Annotated in this window: 20 protein-coding genes; 15 read left to right on the top strand and 5 right to left on the bottom strand. The window is 47.3% G+C overall.

What is annotated here, in order from left to right:
• The 12 genes from ilvB (at nucleotide 1) to HQ865_RS05130 (ending at nucleotide 13,579) form a co-directional block, all read left to right on the top strand.
• A complete protein-coding gene (gene ilvB / locus HQ865_RS05185; RefSeq protein ID WP_173413864.1) occupies nucleotides 1-1,755 on the top strand; it encodes a biosynthetic-type acetolactate synthase large subunit in 1,755 nt (584 codons plus the stop codon).
• A 46-nt stretch (nucleotides 1,756-1,801) separates the two neighbouring features.
• Nucleotides 1,802-2,452, top strand: coding sequence for an acetolactate synthase small subunit (gene ilvN, locus HQ865_RS05180; RefSeq protein WP_237073749.1), 651 nt, complete (start codon nucleotides 1,802-1,804; stop codon nucleotides 2,450-2,452).
• Nucleotides 2,453-2,649: 197 nt separating this feature from the next.
• Nucleotides 2,650-3,708 (top strand): ketol-acid reductoisomerase, encoded by a 1,059-nt coding sequence (gene ilvC / locus HQ865_RS05175; protein WP_173413863.1) that lies wholly within the window; start codon nucleotides 2,650-2,652, stop codon nucleotides 3,706-3,708.
• A 153-nt stretch (nucleotides 3,709-3,861) separates the two neighbouring features.
• Nucleotides 3,862-5,283 (top strand): 3-isopropylmalate dehydratase large subunit, encoded by a 1,422-nt coding sequence (leuC, locus tag HQ865_RS05170; RefSeq protein ID WP_173413862.1) that lies wholly within the window; start codon nucleotides 3,862-3,864, stop codon nucleotides 5,281-5,283.
• A 66-nt stretch (nucleotides 5,284-5,349) separates the two neighbouring features.
• On the top strand, nucleotides 5,350-5,700 hold the full coding sequence (locus HQ865_RS05165) for a GxxExxY protein (RefSeq protein ID WP_237073748.1): 351 nt from the start codon (nucleotides 5,350-5,352) through the stop codon (nucleotides 5,698-5,700).
• Nucleotides 5,701-5,747: 47 nt separating this feature from the next.
• Entirely contained in the window at nucleotides 5,748-6,335 is a 588-nt protein-coding gene (leuD, locus tag HQ865_RS05160; RefSeq protein ID WP_173413860.1) for a 3-isopropylmalate dehydratase small subunit, read from the top strand.
• A 128-nt stretch (nucleotides 6,336-6,463) separates the two neighbouring features.
• Nucleotides 6,464-7,534: a 3-isopropylmalate dehydrogenase gene (gene leuB / locus HQ865_RS05155; RefSeq protein WP_173413859.1), complete on the top strand. Its 1,071-nt coding sequence runs from the start codon at nucleotides 6,464-6,466 to the stop codon at nucleotides 7,532-7,534.
• A 95-nt stretch (nucleotides 7,535-7,629) separates the two neighbouring features.
• Nucleotides 7,630-8,388, top strand: a complete 759-nt coding sequence (locus HQ865_RS05150; protein WP_173413858.1) for a class I SAM-dependent methyltransferase — start codon at nucleotides 7,630-7,632, stop codon at nucleotides 8,386-8,388.
• A 144-nt stretch (nucleotides 8,389-8,532) separates the two neighbouring features.
• Nucleotides 8,533-9,699, top strand: coding sequence for a 2-isopropylmalate synthase (locus HQ865_RS05145; protein ID WP_173413857.1), 1,167 nt, complete (start codon nucleotides 8,533-8,535; stop codon nucleotides 9,697-9,699).
• Nucleotides 9,700-9,702: 3 nt separating this feature from the next.
• Complete coding sequence (ilvA, locus tag HQ865_RS05140; RefSeq protein WP_173413856.1) at nucleotides 9,703-10,953, top strand: threonine ammonia-lyase IlvA; 1,251 nt, start codon at nucleotides 9,703-9,705, stop codon at nucleotides 10,951-10,953.
• A 220-nt stretch (nucleotides 10,954-11,173) separates the two neighbouring features.
• Nucleotides 11,174-11,953, top strand: a complete 780-nt coding sequence (locus HQ865_RS05135; protein ID WP_173413855.1) for a DUF1223 domain-containing protein — start codon at nucleotides 11,174-11,176, stop codon at nucleotides 11,951-11,953.
• A gap of 210 nt (nucleotides 11,954-12,163) precedes the next feature.
• Complete coding sequence (locus HQ865_RS05130) at nucleotides 12,164-13,579, top strand: ATP-dependent DNA helicase (protein ID WP_173413854.1); 1,416 nt, start codon at nucleotides 12,164-12,166, stop codon at nucleotides 13,577-13,579.
• Nucleotides 13,580-13,581: 2 nt separating this feature from the next.
• Here HQ865_RS05130 and HQ865_RS05125 read toward each other — a convergent pair whose 3' ends face one another.
• The 3 genes from HQ865_RS05125 to HQ865_RS05115 all read right to left on the bottom strand — a co-directional run bounded on the left by HQ865_RS05125 (nucleotide 13,582) and on the right by HQ865_RS05115 (nucleotide 17,157).
• Entirely contained in the window at nucleotides 13,582-14,190 is a 609-nt protein-coding gene (locus HQ865_RS05125; RefSeq protein ID WP_173413853.1) for a helix-turn-helix domain-containing protein, read from the bottom strand.
• Nucleotides 14,191-14,420: 230 nt separating this feature from the next.
• Nucleotides 14,421-15,827 carry an IS4 family transposase gene (locus HQ865_RS05120; protein WP_173413852.1) on the bottom strand — a complete coding sequence of 469 codons (1,407 nt, stop codon included), beginning with the start codon at nucleotides 15,825-15,827 and terminating at the stop codon, nucleotides 14,421-14,423.
• Between the two features lie 331 nt (nucleotides 15,828-16,158).
• Nucleotides 16,159-17,157 (bottom strand): ABC transporter ATP-binding protein, encoded by a 999-nt coding sequence (locus tag HQ865_RS05115; RefSeq protein ID WP_173413851.1) that lies wholly within the window; start codon nucleotides 17,155-17,157, stop codon nucleotides 16,159-16,161.
• Nucleotides 17,158-17,312: 155 nt separating this feature from the next.
• On the opposite strand from HQ865_RS05115, the gene HQ865_RS26035 reads away from it, so the two are divergent.
• Both HQ865_RS26035 and HQ865_RS05110 read left to right on the top strand, forming a co-directional pair.
• Complete coding sequence (locus HQ865_RS26035) at nucleotides 17,313-17,438, top strand: hypothetical protein (protein ID WP_262889719.1); 126 nt, start codon at nucleotides 17,313-17,315, stop codon at nucleotides 17,436-17,438.
• Nucleotides 17,439-17,550: 112 nt separating this feature from the next.
• On the top strand, nucleotides 17,551-18,531 hold the full coding sequence (locus HQ865_RS05110) for an acyl-ACP desaturase (RefSeq protein WP_173413850.1): 981 nt from the start codon (nucleotides 17,551-17,553) through the stop codon (nucleotides 18,529-18,531).
• 75 nt (nucleotides 18,532-18,606) lie between these two features.
• Here HQ865_RS05110 and HQ865_RS05105 read toward each other — a convergent pair whose 3' ends face one another.
• Nucleotides 18,607-18,933, bottom strand: coding sequence for a hypothetical protein (locus HQ865_RS05105; protein WP_173413849.1), 327 nt, complete (start codon nucleotides 18,931-18,933; stop codon nucleotides 18,607-18,609).
• Between the two features lie 127 nt (nucleotides 18,934-19,060).
• Here HQ865_RS05105 and HQ865_RS05100 point away from each other — a divergent pair, with 127 nt between their 5' ends.
• A complete protein-coding gene (locus HQ865_RS05100) occupies nucleotides 19,061-20,083 on the top strand; it encodes an aldo/keto reductase (protein WP_173413848.1) in 1,023 nt (340 codons plus the stop codon).
• 51 nt (nucleotides 20,084-20,134) lie between these two features.
• Here the strand turns inward: HQ865_RS05100 and HQ865_RS05095 are convergent, their stop codons facing one another.
• Nucleotides 20,135-20,287 carry a hypothetical protein gene (locus HQ865_RS05095; RefSeq protein ID WP_173413847.1) on the bottom strand — a complete coding sequence of 51 codons (153 nt, stop codon included), beginning with the start codon at nucleotides 20,285-20,287 and terminating at the stop codon, nucleotides 20,135-20,137.
• Nucleotides 20,288-20,379 lie beyond the last annotated feature (92 nt).

Here is a 20,379-nt window from a genome sequence, read left to right as displayed (position 1 = left end):
ATGGAAACACAAACGATCGCACCCGAGATAAGTGAAATAGCAGAACCGTCTGCGACAGTACCAACTGTAGAAGTTTCAGGATCGGTAGCTTTACTGGAAGCGCTGATAGTTGAAGGTGTGGATACCATTTTTGGCTACCCCGGCGGTGCCATAATGCCTATATACGATGCCTTGTTCGATTACAAGGAAAAACTGAACCACATACTTGTACGCCACGAACAGGGCGGCATCCACGCCGGCCAGGGCTACGCCCGCACATCGGGCAAAGTGGGTGTGGTATTTGCTACCAGCGGTCCCGGCGCTACCAATTTGGTTACCGGTTTGGCCGATGCGCAGATAGATAGCACCCCATTGGTTTGTATCACCGGCCAGGTGTTTGCCCACCTGTTGGGTACCGATGCCTTCCAAGAGACAGACGTAATTAACATCACTACCCCGGTAACCAAATGGAACTACCAGGTAACCGACGCTAACGAGATACCCGAAGTTATTGCCAAGGCATTTTACATTGCCCGCAGCGGTCGCCCGGGACCAGTACTGATCGATATTACCAAAAACGCGCAGATACAGAAATTTGAGTTTAAAGGCTATACCCCCTGCAACCATATCCGCAGCTACAGGCCAAAACCAATTGTAAGGCCCGAGTATATTCAACAGGCAGCCGAACTGATCAACAGCGCTAAAAAACCTTTCATCCTGTTTGGTCAGGGTGTGATACTGGGCAATGCCGAGCAGGAGTTTAAAGCTTTTGTTGAGAAAAGCGGTATCCCAGCGGCATGGACCGTTTTGGGTGCAGGCGCTATCCCAAGCGACCATCCGCTGAACGTTGGTATGCTGGGTATGCACGGTAACTACGGCCCTAACGTTTTAACTAACGATTGCGATGTGCTGATTGCCATCGGGATGCGTTTTGACGACCGTGTTACCGGTCGCCTTGATAAATACGCCAAGCAGGCTAAGGTGGTGCATTTAGACATCGACCCGGCCGAGATAGATAAGAACGTAAAATCGACCGTACCCGTTTGGGGCGATTGCAAAGAGACCCTGCCCCTGTTGACCGCGCTTATCCAAAGCAACGATCACTCGGCATGGGTGCAAAAATTTGCCGAATATACCCGCCAGGAAGTGGAAGCCGTAATTGAAAAAGAACTGAATCCAGGCACCGGCGAAATGACCATGGGCGAGGTGATCAAACAACTGAACGAGCTTACCAAAGGCGAAGCGGTAATTGTTACCGACGTGGGCCAGCACCAAATGGTGGCCTGCCGTTACGCGCAGCTAAACAAAACCCGCAGCAACGTTACCAGTGGTGGCTTAGGTACCATGGGCTTTGCCCTTCCTGCCGCCATAGGTGCAAAATTTGGTGCGCAGGAGCGTACCGTGGTTGCCGTAATTGGCGATGGCGGTTTCCAGATGACCCTGCAGGAAATGGGTACCATTATGCAATCGGGCATTGATGTGAAGATATTGATCCTGAATAACCGTTTCCTGGGTATGGTACGTCAGTGGCAGGAGTTGTTTAACGAACGCCGTTACTCGTTCGTGGATATCCAAAGCCCCGATTTTGTGATGGTGGCCAAAGGTTACGGTATCGATGGTAAATGCATCTCGGAACGTGCCGACCTGCAAGGCGCACTGAAAGAGATGCTGGACCACAAAGGATCATATCTGCTGGAAGTAATGGTGACCAAAGAGAATAATGTATTCCCGATGGTGCCGCAAGGTTGCAGTGTAAGCGAGATAAGGTTGAAGTAAACACCCCTCCAAACCTCCCCAAAGGGGAGGCTTAAAAAATATAATCATGAGCGATCAAAATAACAAAAACACAAATGACTCCCTCTCCTCTGGAGAGGGCCGGAGTGAGGTGAAACAGGAATTTAACATTACGGTATATACAGAGAACCAGATCGGTTTGCTAAACCGTATTGCCATTATATTTACCCGCCGCAAGATCAATATCGACAGCCTGAATACTTCTCCGTCGGAGATAGATAAAATTCACCGTTTCAATATCGTGATCACCGAGCACGAGGACGTGGTGCGCAAACTTTGCCGCCAGATAGAAAAACAGGTAGAGGTGCTGAAAGTATACTATCATACCAATGCCGATGTAATTTGGCAGGAACTGGCCCTTTACAAAGTATCTACCGATGTAATTGCCGAGCAGGTAAGCGTTGAGCGTTTACTGCGCGAGAACGGCGCCCGCGCGGTAGTGATCCGTAAAGATTATACCGTATTTGAAACCACCGGCCACCGGGAAGAAACCGATGCGCTGATCAAAATCCTTCAACCTTATGGACTGATCGAATTTGTTCGCAGTGCCCGCGTTGCCATCATCAAAGATAGTGAAGGCTTCAACGCCAAACTGCGCGAGTTTGAAAGGTTAGAACCGGGTGAAGATGTGATAGAAAATGAGTATTTGAACCAGGGGCAAAAGGTGTTTTCGATGTAACACAACAATTTGTCATTGCGAGCGATAGCGCGGCAATCTCAGAGGACATGCAACGAGGATCTGCCTATGAGATTGCCACGTCGCTACGCTCCTCGCAATGACAATAAGTATAACAAGTAATTAAAGAACAACAACATAAAACAACACAATCGGTGATCTCACAGATCAATCGGTGAGATCACAAAAAACAAAAGATCATGGCAAAATTAAATTTCGGCGGTACTGAAGAAAATGTAGTGACCCGCGAAGAGTTCCCGCTATCAAAAGCACAGGACGTACTGAAAAATGAAACTGTAGCGGTTATCGGTTACGGTGTTCAAGGTCCGGGCCAGGCGCTTAACCAAAAAGATAACGGTATTAACGTTATTGTTGGTCAGCGTAAAAACTCAAAAACCTGGGATAAAGCTATTGCTGATGGCTTCGTTCCCGGCGAGACCCTTTTTGAGATAGAAGAAGCTTTAGAGCGCGGTACCATTATCTGCTACCTGCTGAGCGATGCCGCCCAGATCGCCTTATGGCCAACTGTTAAAAAACACTTAACCCCGGGCAAAGCCCTTTATTTCTCGCATGGCTTCGGTATCACTTTTAACGAGCAGACCGGCATCGTTCCGCCTGCCGATGTTGACGTGTTCCTGGTTGCACCTAAAGGTTCTGGCACTTCACTACGTCGTATGTTCCTGCAGGGCCGTGGGTTGAACTCAAGCTACGCTATCTTCCAGGATGCTACCGGTAATGCTTTCGAGCGTGTTATCGCTTTAGGTATCGCCGTAGGCAGCGGTTACCTTTTCGAAACCAACTTCAAAAAAGAAGTATACAGCGACTTGACCGGCGAGCGTGGTACATTGATGGGTTGTATCCAGGGTATCTTCGCTGCACAGTACGAAGTATTGCGCGCCAATGGCCACACCCCGTCTGAAGCATTCAACGAAACTGTTGAGGAACTGACCCAATCGTTAATGCCATTGGTTGCCGAGAACGGTATGGATTGGATGTATGCCAACTGCTCTACCACCGCTCAGCGTGGTGCTTTAGATTGGTGGAAAAAATTCCGTGACGCTACCAAACCGGTATTTGAAGACCTGTACAAAAGCGTTGCTACCGGTTTTGAATCGCAAAGATCAATTGACTCTAACAGCCAGCCAGATTACCGCGAGAAACTGGATGCCGAACTTAAAGAATTACGCGACAGCGAATTATGGCAAGCCGGTAAAACTGTACGCAGCTTACGCCCTGAGAACCAGGCTGTAGAAGCGTAAGCCCCCTAACCCCCTGAAGGGGGAACAAAGGGGACAGGCCAAAAGCCTCACCTAAATCCTCTCCAAAGGAGAGGACTTTAAAAATAAAACGTCTCACTAAGCCCCTCTCCCCTGGAGAGGGGTTGGGGTGAGGCCCTAAACAACCAAATAACAATGGGACAAACATTATTTGATAAGATCTGGGATGCGCATGTCGTCAGCAGCGCGGAGGGCTTCCCGGACATATTGTATATCGACACACACTTCATCCACGAGGTTACCAGTCCACAGGCATTTGATGGGCTGCGTACACGTGGATTACCTGTTTTCAGGCCAAAACAAACCGTAGCAACGGCCGATCATAACGTGCCTACCTGGGACCAGCACCTGCCCATTAAGGAGGCGCTTTCGCGTTACCAGGTAGATATGCTGACCAAAAATTGCGCGGAATTTGGCATTGAACTTTACGGCCTGGGCCACCCTTTCCAGGGCATTGTACACGTAATTGGCCCCGAACTGGGCATTACCCGCCCGGGTGGCACTTATGTGTGCGGCGATAGCCATACTTCTACCCACGGTGCTTTCGGCGCTATCGCGTTCGGTATCGGCACATCGCAGGTAGAGCAGGTATTGGCTACCCAGTGTTTACTGCAATCGCGCCCTAAGCGCATGAAGATAGAGGTGAACGGTAAACTGCAAAAAGGTGTAGGCGCCAAGGATATCATCCTGTATATCATCTCTAAGATATCGGCCGCGGGCGGTACCGGCTATGCCGTTGAATACGCCGGCGATACCATCCGCTCGCTGAGCATGGAAGGCCGTATGACCATCTGCAACATGAGCATCGAAATGGGTGCCCGTTGCGGTTTGATAGCACCGGACGAAACCACCATTAACTACGTAAAAGGCCGCGAATTTGCCCCTAAAGGCGAAGATTGGGACAAAGCCGTAGCTTACTGGCAAACATTATATAGCGACGAGGACGCGCAGTTTGACAGCGTACTAAGTTTTGATGCGGCCGATATAGAGCCGATGATCACCTATGGTACCAACCCCGGTATGGGTATTGGCGTTACGCAGAACGTACCGGCTACTGCCGATATCGAGAAAGCCGAACAGCCATCGTACACCAAAGCCCTTAACTACATGGGCATTCACGATGCCGAACCGCTTTTAGGCAAACCTGTTGATTATGTTTTTATAGGCAGTTGCACCAACTCGCGCATTGAAGACCTGCGCCAGGTAGCCGAATTTGTAAAAGGCAAACACAAGGCCGATAACGTGACCGTTTGGGTTGTCCCCGGATCGAAACAAGTTCAGGAACAAGCTATCCGCGAAGGTTTGGATAAGGTGTTTGAAGCCGCCGGTTTCCCACTGCGGGAGCCAGGCTGTAGCGCCTGCTTAGGTATGAACGAGGATAAGATACCAGCAGGTAAATATTGCGTATCTACATCTAACCGCAACTTCGAGGGGCGCCAGGGGCCGAATTCAAGGACTTTCCTTGCGAGTCCGCTTACTGCGGCTGCATCGGCAATTACTGGTGTAGTAACTGATATCCGCGAATTTCTGTCTGAATCAGAATTTGCAGAATTATAGAATTTACAAAATATTATATGCAAGATGCAACGAGATGAACTTACATATAAAATAATCGGCTGCGCTATGAAAGTGCACAACACGTTAGGTAACGGCTTTCAGGAAGTTATTTATCAAAGGTGTTTAGCAATTGAACTGGCGGAGGCAGGCGTAAGTTTTGTTCGAGAACAAGAGCATACAATATTTTATAACGGAATAGAAGTTGGCACAAGAAGAGCAGATTTTGTTGTTGAAGGCAGATTATCGGTAGAATTAAAAGCGATTATTAATTTGGAAGATGTCCATTTAGCACAAGCAAAGAACTACACGATTGCATATGATTTTCCGATTGGACTGTTAATAAACTTCGGAAGTCAAAGCCTACAATACAAACTGATATTTAATCCGAAATACAATATAAAGATTAACAATAATTAGAATTAAAGGATCCTGAAAATCCTAAAATTCTGAAAATTCTGATTCAGATGACAAAAATTTTCAAACACATACAAAGCACCGTAGTGCCGGTCAATATCGAGAACATCGATACTGACCAGATCATTCCTGCGCGCTTTTTGAAAGCCACTACCCGCGAGGGCTTTGGCAACAACCTGTTCCGCGATTGGCGCTTTGACGAGAACGATCAGCCTAAAACCGATTTCGTGCTGAACAACCCGCTTTATTCGGGCAAGATTTTACTGGGCGCTAAGAACTTTGGTTGCGGCAGCAGCCGCGAGCATGCCGCCTGGGCCATTGCCGATTACGGCTTTGATGCCGTAGTAAGCAGCTTCTTTGCCGATATTTTCAAAGGCAACGCGCTGAACAACGGCCTGCTACCGGTACAGGTAAGCGACGAGTTTTTGGCTAAACTTTTTGCCGCTGTAGAGGCCGATCATACCGCGCAGGTAGAGATAGACCTGGAGAACCAGTTCATCAGAATATCTGCCACCGGCGAACAGGAAAGTTTCGAGATCAACGCCTATAAAAAGGCCTGCCTGATCAACGGGTACGATGATATTGATTATATACTGAGCAATAAGGGCCTGATAGTAGAATACGAAGAAGCCCCCTAACCCCCTAAAGGGGGAATAGGAATACCCCCCGGCCCCCTAAAGGGGGAGTTGGGAGGTGGGAATGAAATAACTAAATATTAAAAAACAAAAATAAACTCCCCCTTTAGGGGGCTGGGGGGTTATAGATCATGCAAAAACACATATTAGTAATACCAGGCGATGGCATCGGTCCCGAGGTTACCACCTGGGGTAAGGCCGTACTGGAAAAAATAGCCGAAAAATTCGGTCACGATTTCACTTACGACGAAGCCCTGATGGGCCACGCGGGTATAGAAGCTACCGGCAGTCCCCTGCCCGATGAGACTTTGGAAAAAGCCAAAGCCAGCGATGCGATCCTGTTCGGCGCTATCGGTCACATCAAATACGATAACGACCCATCGGCTAAGGTACGCCCGGAGCAGGGCCTGCTGAAGATCCGTAAGGAACTTGGCCTGTATGCTAACCTGCGCCCTATCATGTTGTTCGACGAGTTGCTGGATGCATCGAGCCTGAAGCCTGAGGTGCTGAAAGGTACCGATATCCTGTTCTTCCGCGAGCTGACCGGCGACGTTTACTTCGGTGAGAAGAAACGTAGCGAAGACCGCAATACCGCATCCGACCTGATGATCTATCACCGTTACGAGGTAGAACGTATTGCCCGCAAGGCTTACGAGGCTGCCCGTGTACGCGGCAAACGCCTGTGTTCGGTAGATAAGGCTAACGTACTGGAAGCATCGCGCCTATGGCGTGAAGTAGTACAGGAACTGGCCACGCAATACCCTGATGTAGAGACCGAACACATGTTTATTGATAATGCCGCTATGCAATTGGTAAAGAACCCTAAAAAGTTCGATGTGGTGCTGACCGCCAACCTGTTCGGCGATATCCTTACCGACGAGGCATCGCAAATAGCTGGTTCGATGGGTATGCTGGCATCAGCATCGGTAGGCGATGGTACAGGCTTCTTCGAGCCTATCCACGGTTCGGCGCATGACATTGCCGGGCAGGACAAAGCCAATCCGCTGGCCTCTATCCTATCGGTCGCCCTGATGCTCGAGATCAGCTTCGGCCTGAAAGAAGAAGCTAAGCAAGTTACCGAAGCTATTGATAAAGTACTGAAAGCAGGTTACCGCACCGGCGATATTGCCGATGCCAATACCGATAAAGCCAAAATATTAGGCACCACCGCCATGGGGCAAAAGGTGTTGGAGTATTTGTAAGCTGAAAGCTTAAGGCACAAAGCCGAAAGCAGAATTTTAAAAACGATAAAGAAAAGCTTTAAGCCTTGTGCTTTCAACTTTAAGCTTGTGAAAAGATGAAATGGAACGCAGAACTATATGATTCAAAACATTCCTTCGTATTTCAATACGGCGAGAATGTGCTGGAATTACTTGATGTAAAACCGGGCGAGCGTGTGCTCGACCTGGGCTGCGGTACGGGTTACCTGGCCAGCCAGATCAAAGCGCAGGGTGCCGAGGTTATCGGCGCCGATGCATCGCCCGAAATGGTAGCGAAAGCAAAGGCAACTTACCCTGAGGTTGATTTTGAGGTGGCTGATGGTACATCGTATCATTTTGATGAACCTTTCGATGCCGTTTTCAGCAATGCTACCCTGCATTGGATAAAGGATGCCGACGCGCTGACCAAAAACGTTTACAAAAGCCTAAAACCCGGCGGTCGTTTTGTGGCCGAAATGGGCGGCAAGGGCAATATGGATCAGATAGTAGCTGCAACAATAACAGTGCTGAACAAATACGGCTACGGCGCTAATCAGGCTAATAATCCCTGGTATTTTCCATCAACGGCCGAATATGCCGGTAAGTTGGAAGCAGCCGGTTTCAGGGTGACATTCATGGCGCATTTTGACAGGCCTACCCTGCTGCAGGATGGCCGTGCCGGTGTGGCCAAATGGCTGCAAATGTTCGGTTCTACGTTCTTTAAGGATATCCCGGAAACGGAACTAAAACCGATACTGGAAGAAATTACCTACATACTTGAACCCGATTACAACAAGAACGGCGAATGGTATGCCGATTATAAAAGATTGCGTTTCATCGCTGTGAAAGAGAATTAAGAGCAAAGAATCAAGAGCCAAGAATTGAGAGTAAAGACTAATTAATTAGATAAAAAACAATACAAACCCACGGATGCAGGAGATAAGTGAGAGACAGTAAAGTGTCTTGACTCTTGAATCTGAACATCTTAAATCTAAAAAGAAATGTTACACGATCCCAACCGCGTTTATGTATTTGACACCACGCTTCGCGATGGCGAGCAGGTGCCGGGCTGCCAGTTGACAACCCCCGAAAAGATAGAGATAGCCCGCGAGCTGGAAGCGCTGGGTGTAGATATTATTGAAGCAGGTTTCCCGGTATCTAGCCCGGGCGATTTTATGAGCGTGGTAGAAATATCAAAAGCCGTAAAAGAACCAACGGTTTGCGCCCTAACCCGCGCCAATAAAATGGATATCGACGTAGCTGTCGAATCGTTGAAATACGCTAAACATCCGCGTATCCATACGGGTATCGGTTCGTCAGATCAGCATATCAAACACAAATTTAACAGCACCCGCGAAGAGATATTGGAGCGTGGCGTTGAGGCAGTTAAATACGCTAAAAAGTCGGTCGAGGATATTGAGTTTTATGCCGAGGATGCCGGCCGTGCCGATGTGGTTTTCCTGGCGCAAATGGTAGAGGCGGTTATCGCTGCCGGTGCTACCGTGGTTAATATCCCCGATACCAACGGCTATTGCCTGCCCGACCAGTACGGCGAAAAGATAAAATACCTGAAAGAGAACGTTAAGAATATCGACAAGGCTATCATTTCGGTACACTGCCATAATGACCTGGGCTTGGCTACCGCCAACTCTATCGCCGGTTTGCAGAACGGTGCCCGCCAGATCGAAGGTACTATTAACGGTATAGGCGAGCGCGCCGGTAATACTTCGATAGAGGAAGTGGTGATGATCTTGAAGACCCACAAAGTTTTGGGATTGCATACCCAGATCAACGCGAAGAATTTTTACGAGCTGAGCCGCATGGTAAGCCAACAAATGCGTATGCCGGTGCAGCCTAACAAGGCCATTGTGGGCAGCAATGCTTTTGCCCATAGCTCAGGCATACACCAGGATGGCTTTTTGAAGAACCGTGAGAATTACGAGATCCTGCGCCCTGAGGATGTAGGCTTCCCGAGCGCCAGCATTGTGTTGACCGCCCGCAGTGGCCGTCACGCGCTGAAATTCCACCTGGAGCGTTTGGGCTTTAAGCTGGATAAGGACGAATTGAACGAGACCTATAAGAACTTTTTAACGCTTGCCGATAGCAAGCTGGATATAGACGATGCCGATCTGCAAGGGCTGATGGTGCATCGTTTGGTGAAACAATAATAAATGGAGACGGAAACTAAAGTACAGCTGGATTTTGAATCAGCTTACCAACGCCTGAAGGATGTGGTAAACCGCACCCCGCTGCAATATAACCAACGTTTATCTGAACGCTACGGCTGCGAGATCTACCTGAAGCGCGAAGACCTGCAAATTGTGCGTTCGTACAAATTGCGTGGCGCTTATAATATGATCAGTCAGCTTGGCGCCGATAAGCTTACCAACGGCGTGGTTTGCGCCAGCGCAGGCAACCATGCGCAGGGTGTGGCTTATTCTTGCAAAAAATTGGGCATTAAGGGTGTGATATTTATGCCCGAGATCACACCCAAGCAAAAGGTGAAACAAACCGAAATGTTTGGCAACGGCAATATCCAGATCGTGCTTACGGGCGATACCTTTGACGATTGCCTGCGCGAGGCACTGGCCTATACCGAGGCCCACGGGATGACCTTCATCCCTCCTTTTGATGACTACCGCGTCATCAGTGGACAGGGAACCGTTGGTGTGGAGATCATGCAGGACCTGCCTGATGTTGAGGCCGTGATCGTACCCGTCGGTGGTGGTGGATTGGCCGCCGGTACAGGCAGCTATCTGAAACAGCAGAACCCCAACATACTTGTGCTGGGTGTAGAGCCGGAGGGCGCGCCATCAATGGTGGAGGCTATGCGCATGGGCCAGCCGGTAACTTTAGATAAGATCAACCGTTTTGTGGATGGCGCAGCCGTAAAACGTATTGGGCAATTGACCTACGAGATCGGCAGTAAACTACTGGATGATATGCAGCTGGTGCCCGAGGGCAAGGTGTGTACATCCATCCTGAAATTATATAACGAGGATGCCATTGTGGTAGAACCAGCTGGCGCCCTGTCGGTAGCCGCGCTTGATGTTTATAAAGACCGCATAAAAGGTAAAAAGGTGGTTTGCATCATCAGCGGCGGTAATAACGATATCGACCGAATGCAGGAAATAAAAGAGAAATCGCTGCTGTACGAAGGTTTGAAGCACTACTTCATCATCACCTTCCCGCAACGCCCGGGCGCGTTGAAACTGTTTGTAAACAGTGTTTTAAGCCCAACCGATGATATCACCCGTTTCGAGTTCATCAAAAAAACCGAGCGCGAAAGCGGCCCGGCCCTGGTAGGTATCGAGCTAAAATCGGCCGATGATTATAAGGGTTTGCTACAGCGCATGCATGCGCATCGTTTCGGTATTAAGGTACTGAACGAGGATCCTACCTTGTTTGAATATTTGGTATAAGGCGTCCCCTAAAGAGGGAGGAACATAAAAGCCCTGCACAGTTTTAAAACTGCACAGGGCTTTTTTAATGCTTATACGCCCATCGTCATAGCGAGCGCAACGTGGCTATGACGATTTGATAGAAACCCGCCTGTCAAATAAAATCGTAAATTAGTTGTAAGGGATCATTGCCTTCAACGACAAAACGGTAAACATTACAAAAACGGCAAAGTATACAGATATGAGAAACTTATATGGCATATTAGCGGCACTGCTTTTGGTTACAGGAATTGGCGTTGCCTCCACTGGTAAGTATGGGGCCCGCATAAAACAGGGCAACGGTGAGGGTTTCGCCCTGGTTGAATTATACACATCGGAAGGCTGCTCAAGCTGCCCGCCGGCCGATAAACTGCTGGCCAAAATAACAAAGGAATATAAAGACAAGGAGGTATATGTTTTGGCATACCATGTAGATTACTGGAACCGCCTGGGCTGGAAAGATGTATTCAGCAATCCGCTATACTCCGAAAGACAGCGCACTTATTCCAGCTATTTAAAGCTTGATGGTGTTTACACGCCCCAGGCCATTGTAAACGGGCAAACCGAATTTGTGGGTTCGGATGAAGCAAAGATGAACACCGCCATTAAACAAGCATTGGCAAAGGCTGCGCCTGCACGTTTAGAATTGAGCAATCTGAAAATAAACGGCAGTAAAGCTATTTTACAGTATCACGTTAGCGGCACGCCGGGTGGTAGCAACCTTATGCTGGCCGTAATAAAAAAGTATGCTCAAACACAAGTAAAAGCAGGTGAAAACAACGGCCGGATGCTGTCGCACATAAATATTGTGCAAAGGCTGGAAAGCATCGTTCTTAAAAACAATGCAGGTAGCGCCGAAATAGCGCTACCGAATAACTTTAACAATAAAGATTGGGATATTATAGGCTTTGTACAGGTTAAGAGCACTGGTGAAATACGGATTGCTGCATCAACTGAATCAGCGCTGAAGGAAAAGTCTTAACAGAAGCTCATCGCTTTGTATGCCTCAGGTCTGCTTAATATTGCAGCATGCTACCACAAATACAAAACAAAACAATACTGTGTACTACATCGCTGAGTTAAACTGGTGTGTCCGCTGTCTCAATCCGCATATTACTAAATATTTTAGCAAAATCCTTGTTATTCTCAAACCTTCTCTCTAATTTTCGGGCAACAATCAATCGCACCGAAAATGTCCGCTACTCCAACCTTAAATACCGAACAAGCCCAGGCGTTTAAGGCCATTAAGAAATTTTTGGAGCATCCAACTGCTAATACCTTTGTATTGAAAGGATATGCCGGTACCGGTAAAACCTTCCTGATGCAGCATTTGGGCAAATGGCTGGAAGAAGAAAAGCACGACTTCAGGATGCTGGCGGCTACGGGCAGGGCGGCATCAGTGCTAAGAGGTAAAACAGGCTTCGATACTAAGACCGTCCACAGCGAGATCTATAATTTTAGTAAAGTAGATGGACTGGAAAACGCCATAGCCAAAGATGGCGGCATTGACAAAAGCGGGCAGATGAGCATGCAATTTTTGTTGCGCGTACCCGATGAAAACAAGATCCTGTATATTGTTGATGAAGCCTCGATGATGTCGGGCGAGCATAGCGATAAGGACGATCACTTTGCCAGTTTCGGTTCAGGCGTATTGCTCGACGACCTTTTTAAGGTAGCGGATAAAAACAAGATCATTTTTGTGGGCGACCCAAGTCAGCTGCCACCTGTCGGGCAAAAGTTAAGTCCGGCGCTGGATATGGACTGGCTGGCAAAAAAAGACCGGATTGCCATATCATTCACCCTGCAAAAAATTGAACGTACCGATGCTGGTAACGATGTGTTGAAACTGGCCAGTTCTGTTAGAATGATGGGCGGTCAATATAGCGCTAACCGTTTTATTAAGCTTCCGGCAGCCGGGCTTAATAATGTTAAGCTGCACGGCTCGGTAAGGGATATGTTTAAGGTGTATTCTGAAAAGTATCGAAAAAACGGGCCCAACAAGGCATTGGCTATTGCCCGCAGCAATAAAATGGTGCAGCATATTAACAAAGCCATGCGCCGCGACCTGTTCGGCAGCCAGTATACGCCTTTACGCACCGGCGATGTGTTACTGGTAACGCAAAACAATTACAAAGTACCCCTCACCAACGGCGATTTTGTCAGCGTGGTATCCTTAGGGCAGATTAGCAGTCGTTTCGATCTGTGTTTCCAGAACATCCGGGTAAAAGCATTGGCATCGGATATTGAATATGATACCATATTGTCTCTTGACGCATTAAACAGCGAGAAGGGCGCACTGGATACCGATCAGCAGAAAACGCTGATGATTGATTTTAATACCCGTATGAATGCTAAAGATATCAAAGTCAACAGTGCGGAGTATAAACGCAAATGGAAAGAAGACGACTACCTGAACTGCATCCGCGCCAGTTATGGTTACGGCGTTACCTGCCACAAGGCCCAGGGCGGCGAGTGGACGGATGTGTTCCTTTTTCTGGATAAAAGCATGTACGGCATGGACAGCGACGAACTGTGCAAATGGTGGTATACCGCCATTACGCGCGCTAAACTGGAATTGAATTTGGTGATTGACTGGTGGATAGCCTGACGTTATTTGATGAACCTGATCACCGGCCAATACTTTACCTCTTTGTGCATCCATATCCTCGCGGCATTTATTAATACCTGCACGGCATTAGTAATAAAAATAAGAATTGGAATGAGCAGCATTACTTCAGCCGCACCTAAGCCGCCCAGGCCGTGAAATATGGGTACGTGAAAAAACGCTATATTCATCATCAGCAGCATAAACACACCCAAGCCGAGCAATGTCCATGTGATCTGGAAGTTGATGATCGTTTTCACCTGGTCGTCAATATCGGCTATCTTGCCTTTTTTTGCCAACCGTAATATCACCGGGAGCAATATACCAAGCAACGGGAACGACACGAACATGCAGGCAAGGCCGGATATATTGATAAGCGCTAAATAACCATTGTTATTACCGGTACTTAGCTTTATGCCCATCAGTTCGTCTATGCTCACTTCCAATGCCTTCGCCAGTCGGTTTAAAGTGTCGCCGCGGGCTTCGGTTTCCCCGTTTTCTATACGCTGTACGGTGCGCAGGCTTAATTGCGCAAGGTTAGACAGATGATCCTGTGAATAGCCTTTTCCTATGCGCAGGTCTTTTATTTTTTCGCCAAGTATATTTTTTTCCATAACACAAATGTAGAGGGGCTTAAGTGGATTATGCAAAGAAATGTTTACGTCATTTATATGACATTGGCGTAAAACTCAGGTAAAGAATATCATTTAAAGGCTATAACAATCTAAAAAGACGGTACGCACATTGCGCATGTTGTTGGTGTGCCACCAACAACGGCCATTAAGGCAAGGCAAATAGCCTAAAAAATGAGTCGGCTACGTAGTCTGTGGGGACACCATAGCCGTTAACTTAAGTTCTTAAAGACCTCATAGACAATTTCAAAAGCTGCCTTTTTTCCTTTTTTCGGTTCGATCAACAGACTTTTTATAATTGGAAAAAGGAACCTTTCCCACCAATCTTTTAATGGTAATTCACCGGCAACCACACTTCTGATGACTTGGCTATTAAGGCGGGCATGTTTAAAGAATTTCCAAATGGAAAGGGCGTAGGCCGGCTGGTTTTTCCGAATGACGGAATCGACAAAGCGGAATATCTTCCAGTTGATAAATATCCAGATAAATTTGGCGACCAGTTGACACTCCAGCCTTTCAGTCCTGGCAGCCCTTACCTTATGGATGGCAAGCAGCGATTTCCAGGTCTTGAACACGAGTTCGATCTGCCATCTTAAACGATATAGTTGAATGACTTCCGCGGCTTTAAGGGTGGTTATCGGCGTATTTGTAATAAATATGCTGAACCGGCAACGAGACTTATATTCATCGGAAAGAGCGACCTTCTGGCTTTTGGCTCTTTGTTGAGCTATCCGTATCCGTTCGGCCCATACCTGTTCCGGTACGGGAACAGCGATCAGGCGGCAGTTGAAGCCATCCTCCCCGGTTCCGATAGTAACCATTGTTTCGAACTGCAATTTCCCGCTGCGATTCATTTTTTGGTGGAGCGCCGCCCAATCGACAGGCTTGCCCGAACCATGCTGCAGGGGTTTCCATTGCGGATGTAAGCGATTGAGGAAAAAGGCTTGTTCACTCACCACTTTTCTGAGGTATGATGGAGTAACAAAGCCCAGGTCGCAGATATGCAACTCCCCCCTGCCAATACGGTGCAGTGTTTTTTTGGAATGACTTTGGTCATTTTCGGTAGCCCTGGTCAATTCCAGGTTTTCCCAATCCCCGTTTTTGATATCAAAAGCATATTGGATATTCATAATGGATGATACATTGCCGAAGTTTGTAAAACCGGGATAGTCATCCTTGCATTGTGCCGGCAGAGAAAACTTGCAGGAGTCGGCGATCACTACCCGTGAAAACGGCTGCCAGTCGTCCGTCCCTTTGATATTCAGCCTGGATGAGAGTTGTTCGGCCAGCACAAGCTTGAGGAAGTTCAGGCTCTTTGAATTGAACCGCTTATGTAATGCGACTTTGCTAAGAGCGGTTTGGTGCTGCCGGGCCAGGTCGTTGCAGCAGTCCTGCAAACTGAGTTGCCCATGATCAAGACCACTGAACATCAATGTATCGATAAACTCGTCGGGTTTAAGCTTGGACCTCCGTTGCAGAAATCCGCTTTGCCGCGCAAACACATCAAGTTTGTCGCGATCAAGCGTATTAGTAATACTGTCCTGTAAGGGCGTGATAATGCCATCAACAAATGCGTCGCGGCTGAAGATAAAAGGAGCTTTTCCCGAAGAAAATGACACCTTTTTTCAAAAAAAAGTTATCTTTATGTAAGAAAAGGGCGGTAATTGCCTCGAAAACAAACCGCCCTTTTTAATAAAAAATAATCAAACAAATATGGGAAAATCTAATAGGTTTCGCCCACCGGCGGAGCCATCTCACGCCACTATCTCAAAAAAAATCTTTCTGAAAATCCTTAAGTTAACGGCTATGGTGGGGACACAAACCAGGGGAGATTTATCCGGTGCCTGTGTCCCCACAGGCGTCTTAAAAGCTTAAATTATGACATACGCCCCCGGGTTATATAAAATATGGATCCCATTAGAATGGCCTAACAACCAAGTTTCAAGATACCTAATACTCCAAATACCGGCGCACCTTCAACTGCACCGCATCTCCCTCCTTATATTTTTCGGCGTGGGCGTTCATTACACGCAGGCTAATGTTATCACGTTCTATCACTAATTCCTCGTAAAAACCTTTAAACAATATCTGCTTCACTAACCAATGCTGTTCGGTATAGCTTGGCGTAATAGTAGCCCAATCAGGATATATTACTACATTTTCCTTTTCGGATATGATGCCGCACGCTTTGGCCTCGCCGTTACTCAGCACATTACAATTGGTGAGCAGGCGCGCGGTGTACAGGCACTTTGGCTCCTGGTACAAGGTTTTAGGATGACCGTGTTCAAGTATTTCGCCGTCCTTAAGGACGATCAGTTCATCAGCCATGGAAAGTACCTCGGCCGGATCGTGCGATACCATTACCACTGTAAGGCCGGTTTCCTTTACCACCTTACGGATATCCTGCTGCAAACCCTCGCGAAACGACGCGTCGACCTGGTTAAATGGTTCATCGAGCAACAGAACTTCGGGCTGGGTTACCAACGCACGGGCAATGGCCACTCGCTGGCGTTCGCCGCCGCTCAGGTCGGCTATCCGTTTTTTTTCGATCCGCTTCATGTTCAGTTGCAGCAGGATCTCTTCGGTTTTACGGTGCTTAGCCTCGATATCGGTATTGGGCAGCAGGATGGCTATATTATCATAAACCTTGGCAAACAGGTTCATGTCATCGGTTTGCTGGGTTACCATCTTCATGGCGTCATGACCGGGAATCAGTTTTTCTTCGGGCCCCCAAACACGATCGCCCTTAAAGTAAACCTTGCCGCTATCAGGAGATATCAAACCAAAAAGCAGGTGCAGCAGGGTACTTTTACCGCTTCCGCTGGCACCTATAATAGCAGTGATCTTCCCCGGTTCTATCACCAGGTTGGTAGGTTTTAAGCCTGCTGGCTGCGCACCGGGATATATTTTGGTTACGGCGCTGGCCTGTAAAAACGGAATGTCAGTCATATGTTCAGGCAAAGATAATCGTCTGAATCAAAATTTACAGGATTTTAGGATTTGCAGAATTCTGGTCATTTTAAAATTCTGTGAATTTTGATTCAGACAAATTCCGCGTTAGGGATAGTAGCGGATACCGGCCTTGTGGCTAAGGCCCGTGCAGTATGAGCGGACAGCCCGGGCCGCAGGCAACGCCCTTAGGCTTCGCGTCATTTGGTCATTACGCTGCGCTATCATTACTCATTAGTTATTGGATAGATAAAGCCGCTACCAGCTATTATTGGGTATAGTTAAATAAGTAATGCCGCCACACATTACCCTAACAATTTGGTTATAATACATGTGAGGGATATCATTATTTATTACATATTAATTGATTACCTTTGTGCGAAATAAGCTATAATGAGATTCTTTGAAGAAAAACGGCGTGAGGTAATGAAGCATATTGAAAAATATATGCTGGAAAATATGCACGATTATCTGAAACCTATCGAGACCAATTGGCAGCCATCTGACTTTTTACCCGATTCGACCCGTGATACCTTTTTCCAGGAAGTAAAAGAATTACGCGAGAGCGCTAAAGGCCTATCGTACGATCTGGTAGCTGTTTTAATTGGCGATACTATTACCGAAGAAGCTTTGCCTACTTACGAATCGTGGCTGACGATGGTTGAGGGTGTTAATATGGCCGAAGAAGGCGGCTGGATGAAATGGACACGCGCCTGGACTGCCGAGGAGAACCGCCACGGCGACCTGCTGAACAAATACCTGTACCTAAGCGGCCGTGTGAATATGCGCGCCATGGAGGTATCAACCCAATACCTGCTGGCTGATGGCTTTGACATTGGTACCGGCACCGACCCTTACCGTAACTTCATTTATACCAGTTTCCAGGAACTGGCTACCAATATATCGCACCGCCGCGTGGCCAGCCAGGCTAAAAAGTGCGGCGATACTTTGTTATCAAAAATGTGCGGCGTTATCGCGTCGGACGAGGCGCGCCATGCCAAGGCTTATATAGCTTTTATTTCAAAAGCATTTGAAGTTGATGCCAGCGAGGCCATGATCGCCTTCGAAGACATGATGCGCAAAAAGATAGTTATGCCAGCGCACTTCCTGCGCGAAGTTGGTTTAAAGATAGGCCAAACCTTCGGTCATTTTACCGATGCGGCCCAACGTTTAGGCATTTATACCGCTACTGATTATGTAGATATTTTGCGCGACCTGATCGTTGAATGGAAATTAGAATCGATCAGCGACCTGAACGAAGCCGGCGAAAAGGCCCGTGATTATATCACCGCCCTCCCTGACCGCCTGATACGCGTTGCCGACAGGATGAAAAACCCAATGCTTGATTATAAGTTTAGCTGGATAAGCGGGTAAATTCCAAGTCGAAAGTTTAAAGTAAAAAGTCCAAAGTCAGATTTTCAGTTTTGACTTTGGACTTTTTACTTAAACTTATTCCCCGCTTATATAAGTAATATCTGCCCCATCCAAACTATCCATTTGCAAAGTCTCTAAAATACTTTGCAGGGTTATTTGGTTCACGTCGTCCACATAATGTTCGGACTTGGCGATGTATAGTTTATTGCCCTGTACTGTTATTTTGAAGAGGTAGCCATCATAATATTGGGGGTTACCTATCTTGATATCATCTCCACTCCTTTCAATATCAAACTGTATATCCATTTGGCGGGCTTCCATAAAAATGGGGTTCAGTTTTGATTGCAATGTTTCAAATAGTTTATCAATATTCCAGGGGCGGTTGGCGGTAATGATCTTCATGGGTTGATATATGCTTTTATGTTAACCCCTACAGCATTATATTGTTTGTGGATACGATAAATGTTATCTTCGGCCGAAACCGGCATCGGTTTATGGCGTTTAATCAATATATACGTTTATCATCTTTATGAAATACAAATTGCTGGGCCGCTCGGGCCTTAAAGTATCCGAACTTTGTTTAGGCACCATGGGCTTTGGCACCGATAATGGCTGGGGCGCCGATGCCGCTACCAGTTTTGATATTATGGATGAGTTTGCCGGCGCGGGCGGAAACTTCCTTGATACAGCCAATGTTTACCAGAAAGGCACCAGCGAGCGGATAATAGGCGATTATCTGGCAAATCAAGACCGTGATTATTTTGTGCTGGCCACCAAGTATACCCTGAAGGATAACCAAACCAACCCCAATGCATCGGGCAATAACCGCAAAAATATGATGCGCAGCGTAGAGGAGAGCCTGAAGCGCTTGAAAACCGATTTTATTGATGTACTCTATCTGCATATTTGGGATGATATTACTCCAATTGATGAAGTACTGCGTGGCCTGGACGACCTGATACGACAGGGCAAAGTAACTTACGCCGCCATTAGCGATACCCCAGCCTGGATGGTGGCCAAAGGCAATACCCTTGCCGAACTAATGGGCTGGAGCCAGTTTATTGCCCTGCAGGTTGAATATAGCCTGCTGCAACGCACCCCCGAGCGCGAACTGATCCCCATGGCCAAACACTTCGGGATGACAGTTACGCCATGGGCCCCGCTTGGAGGAGGTGCATTAACCGGTAAATATTTAAAGGGCGATACCGGCCGCGTAAAACCCGAAAGTAATCGCCGTAATGAAAACAGCGAACGCATTACTAAAGTGGTGATGGAAGTAGCCGATGAACTGGGCGTATCGGCCGGCAATGTGGCTTTGCAATGGATGCGTCAGCAGGGCTTTTCGTGCATCCCCATTGTTGGCGCTACCAAACTAAGCCAGTTGAAAGATAACTTAAAAACTACTTCTTTAATATTAAGCGATGAGCATCTTAAAAAGATCGACGAAGCAAGTGCTGTACCGCTCGGCTTCCCCGGCGATTTTTTTAAAGAAGAAAACGTAAGAATAAACTCCTTTGGGGGATTTTATGATCGCGTGGAGAAACGGTCCTGATCAGGTGCAGTTTGCTGCTGTGCTTAGTGCAAACTGAAATGCGGGCACTGCTTACTGGAAACTGCCGTTGGATGGCTTCCGGCCTTTCAGGCGTTTGTTCCAGTGATCGTACCGGCCACCGCTGGCAAACAAACAAGCTACCCCAAAGCCTAATATAACCAGCATTACAAATATGTGAAACAGGTCAATTAATATACTACGCATAAGTAATTAATTTTAGTGTAACAATATTTATTAAAACGCAATTACTATGCCTTTATTCTAATCAACAGCTAAGTAAACCTTCATTAAACAAA

This window comes from Mucilaginibacter mali (genome assembly GCF_013283875.1).
Lineage (GTDB): Bacteria > Bacteroidota > Bacteroidia > Sphingobacteriales > Sphingobacteriaceae > Mucilaginibacter > Mucilaginibacter mali.
The sequence above is the reverse complement of the archived record's forward strand: the minus strand, read 5'-3'. Positions and strand labels throughout refer to the sequence as shown.

What these genes read in the sequence shown, in the direction of transcription:
- ilvB (WP_173413864.1), top strand. Translation starts at nt 1, where the DNA reads ATGGAAACACAAACGATCGCACCCGAGATAAGTGAAATAGCAGAACCG.
- ilvN (WP_237073749.1), top strand. Translation starts at nt 1,802, where the DNA reads ATGAGCGATCAAAATAACAAAAACACAAATGACTCCCTCTCCTCTGGA.
- ilvC (WP_173413863.1), top strand. Translation starts at nt 2,650, where the DNA reads ATGGCAAAATTAAATTTCGGCGGTACTGAAGAAAATGTAGTGACCCGC.
- leuC (WP_173413862.1), top strand. Translation starts at nt 3,862, where the DNA reads ATGGGACAAACATTATTTGATAAGATCTGGGATGCGCATGTCGTCAGC.
- HQ865_RS05165 (WP_237073748.1), top strand. Translation starts at nt 5,350, where the DNA reads ATGAAAGTGCACAACACGTTAGGTAACGGCTTTCAGGAAGTTATTTAT.
- leuD (WP_173413860.1), top strand. Translation starts at nt 5,748, where the DNA reads ATGACAAAAATTTTCAAACACATACAAAGCACCGTAGTGCCGGTCAAT.
- leuB (WP_173413859.1), top strand. Translation starts at nt 6,464, where the DNA reads ATGCAAAAACACATATTAGTAATACCAGGCGATGGCATCGGTCCCGAG.
- HQ865_RS05150 (WP_173413858.1), top strand. Translation starts at nt 7,630, where the DNA reads ATGAAATGGAACGCAGAACTATATGATTCAAAACATTCCTTCGTATTT.
- HQ865_RS05145 (WP_173413857.1), top strand. Translation starts at nt 8,533, where the DNA reads ATGTTACACGATCCCAACCGCGTTTATGTATTTGACACCACGCTTCGC.
- ilvA (WP_173413856.1), top strand. Translation starts at nt 9,703, where the DNA reads ATGGAGACGGAAACTAAAGTACAGCTGGATTTTGAATCAGCTTACCAA.
- HQ865_RS05135 (WP_173413855.1), top strand. Translation starts at nt 11,174, where the DNA reads ATGAGAAACTTATATGGCATATTAGCGGCACTGCTTTTGGTTACAGGA.
- HQ865_RS05130 (WP_173413854.1), top strand. Translation starts at nt 12,164, where the DNA reads ATGTCCGCTACTCCAACCTTAAATACCGAACAAGCCCAGGCGTTTAAG.
- HQ865_RS05125 (WP_173413853.1), bottom strand. Translation starts at nt 14,190, where the DNA reads ATGGAAAAAAATATACTTGGCGAAAAAATAAAAGACCTGCGCATAGGA.
- HQ865_RS05115 (WP_173413851.1), bottom strand. Translation starts at nt 17,157, where the DNA reads ATGACTGACATTCCGTTTTTACAGGCCAGCGCCGTAACCAAAATATAT.
- HQ865_RS26035 (WP_262889719.1), top strand. Translation starts at nt 17,313, where the DNA reads ATGAGCGGACAGCCCGGGCCGCAGGCAACGCCCTTAGGCTTCGCGTCA.
- HQ865_RS05110 (WP_173413850.1), top strand. Translation starts at nt 17,551, where the DNA reads ATGAGATTCTTTGAAGAAAAACGGCGTGAGGTAATGAAGCATATTGAA.
- HQ865_RS05105 (WP_173413849.1), bottom strand. Translation starts at nt 18,933, where the DNA reads ATGAAGATCATTACCGCCAACCGCCCCTGGAATATTGATAAACTATTT.
- HQ865_RS05100 (WP_173413848.1), top strand. Translation starts at nt 19,061, where the DNA reads ATGAAATACAAATTGCTGGGCCGCTCGGGCCTTAAAGTATCCGAACTT.
- HQ865_RS05095 (WP_173413847.1), bottom strand. Translation starts at nt 20,287, where the DNA reads ATGCGTAGTATATTAATTGACCTGTTTCACATATTTGTAATGCTGGTT.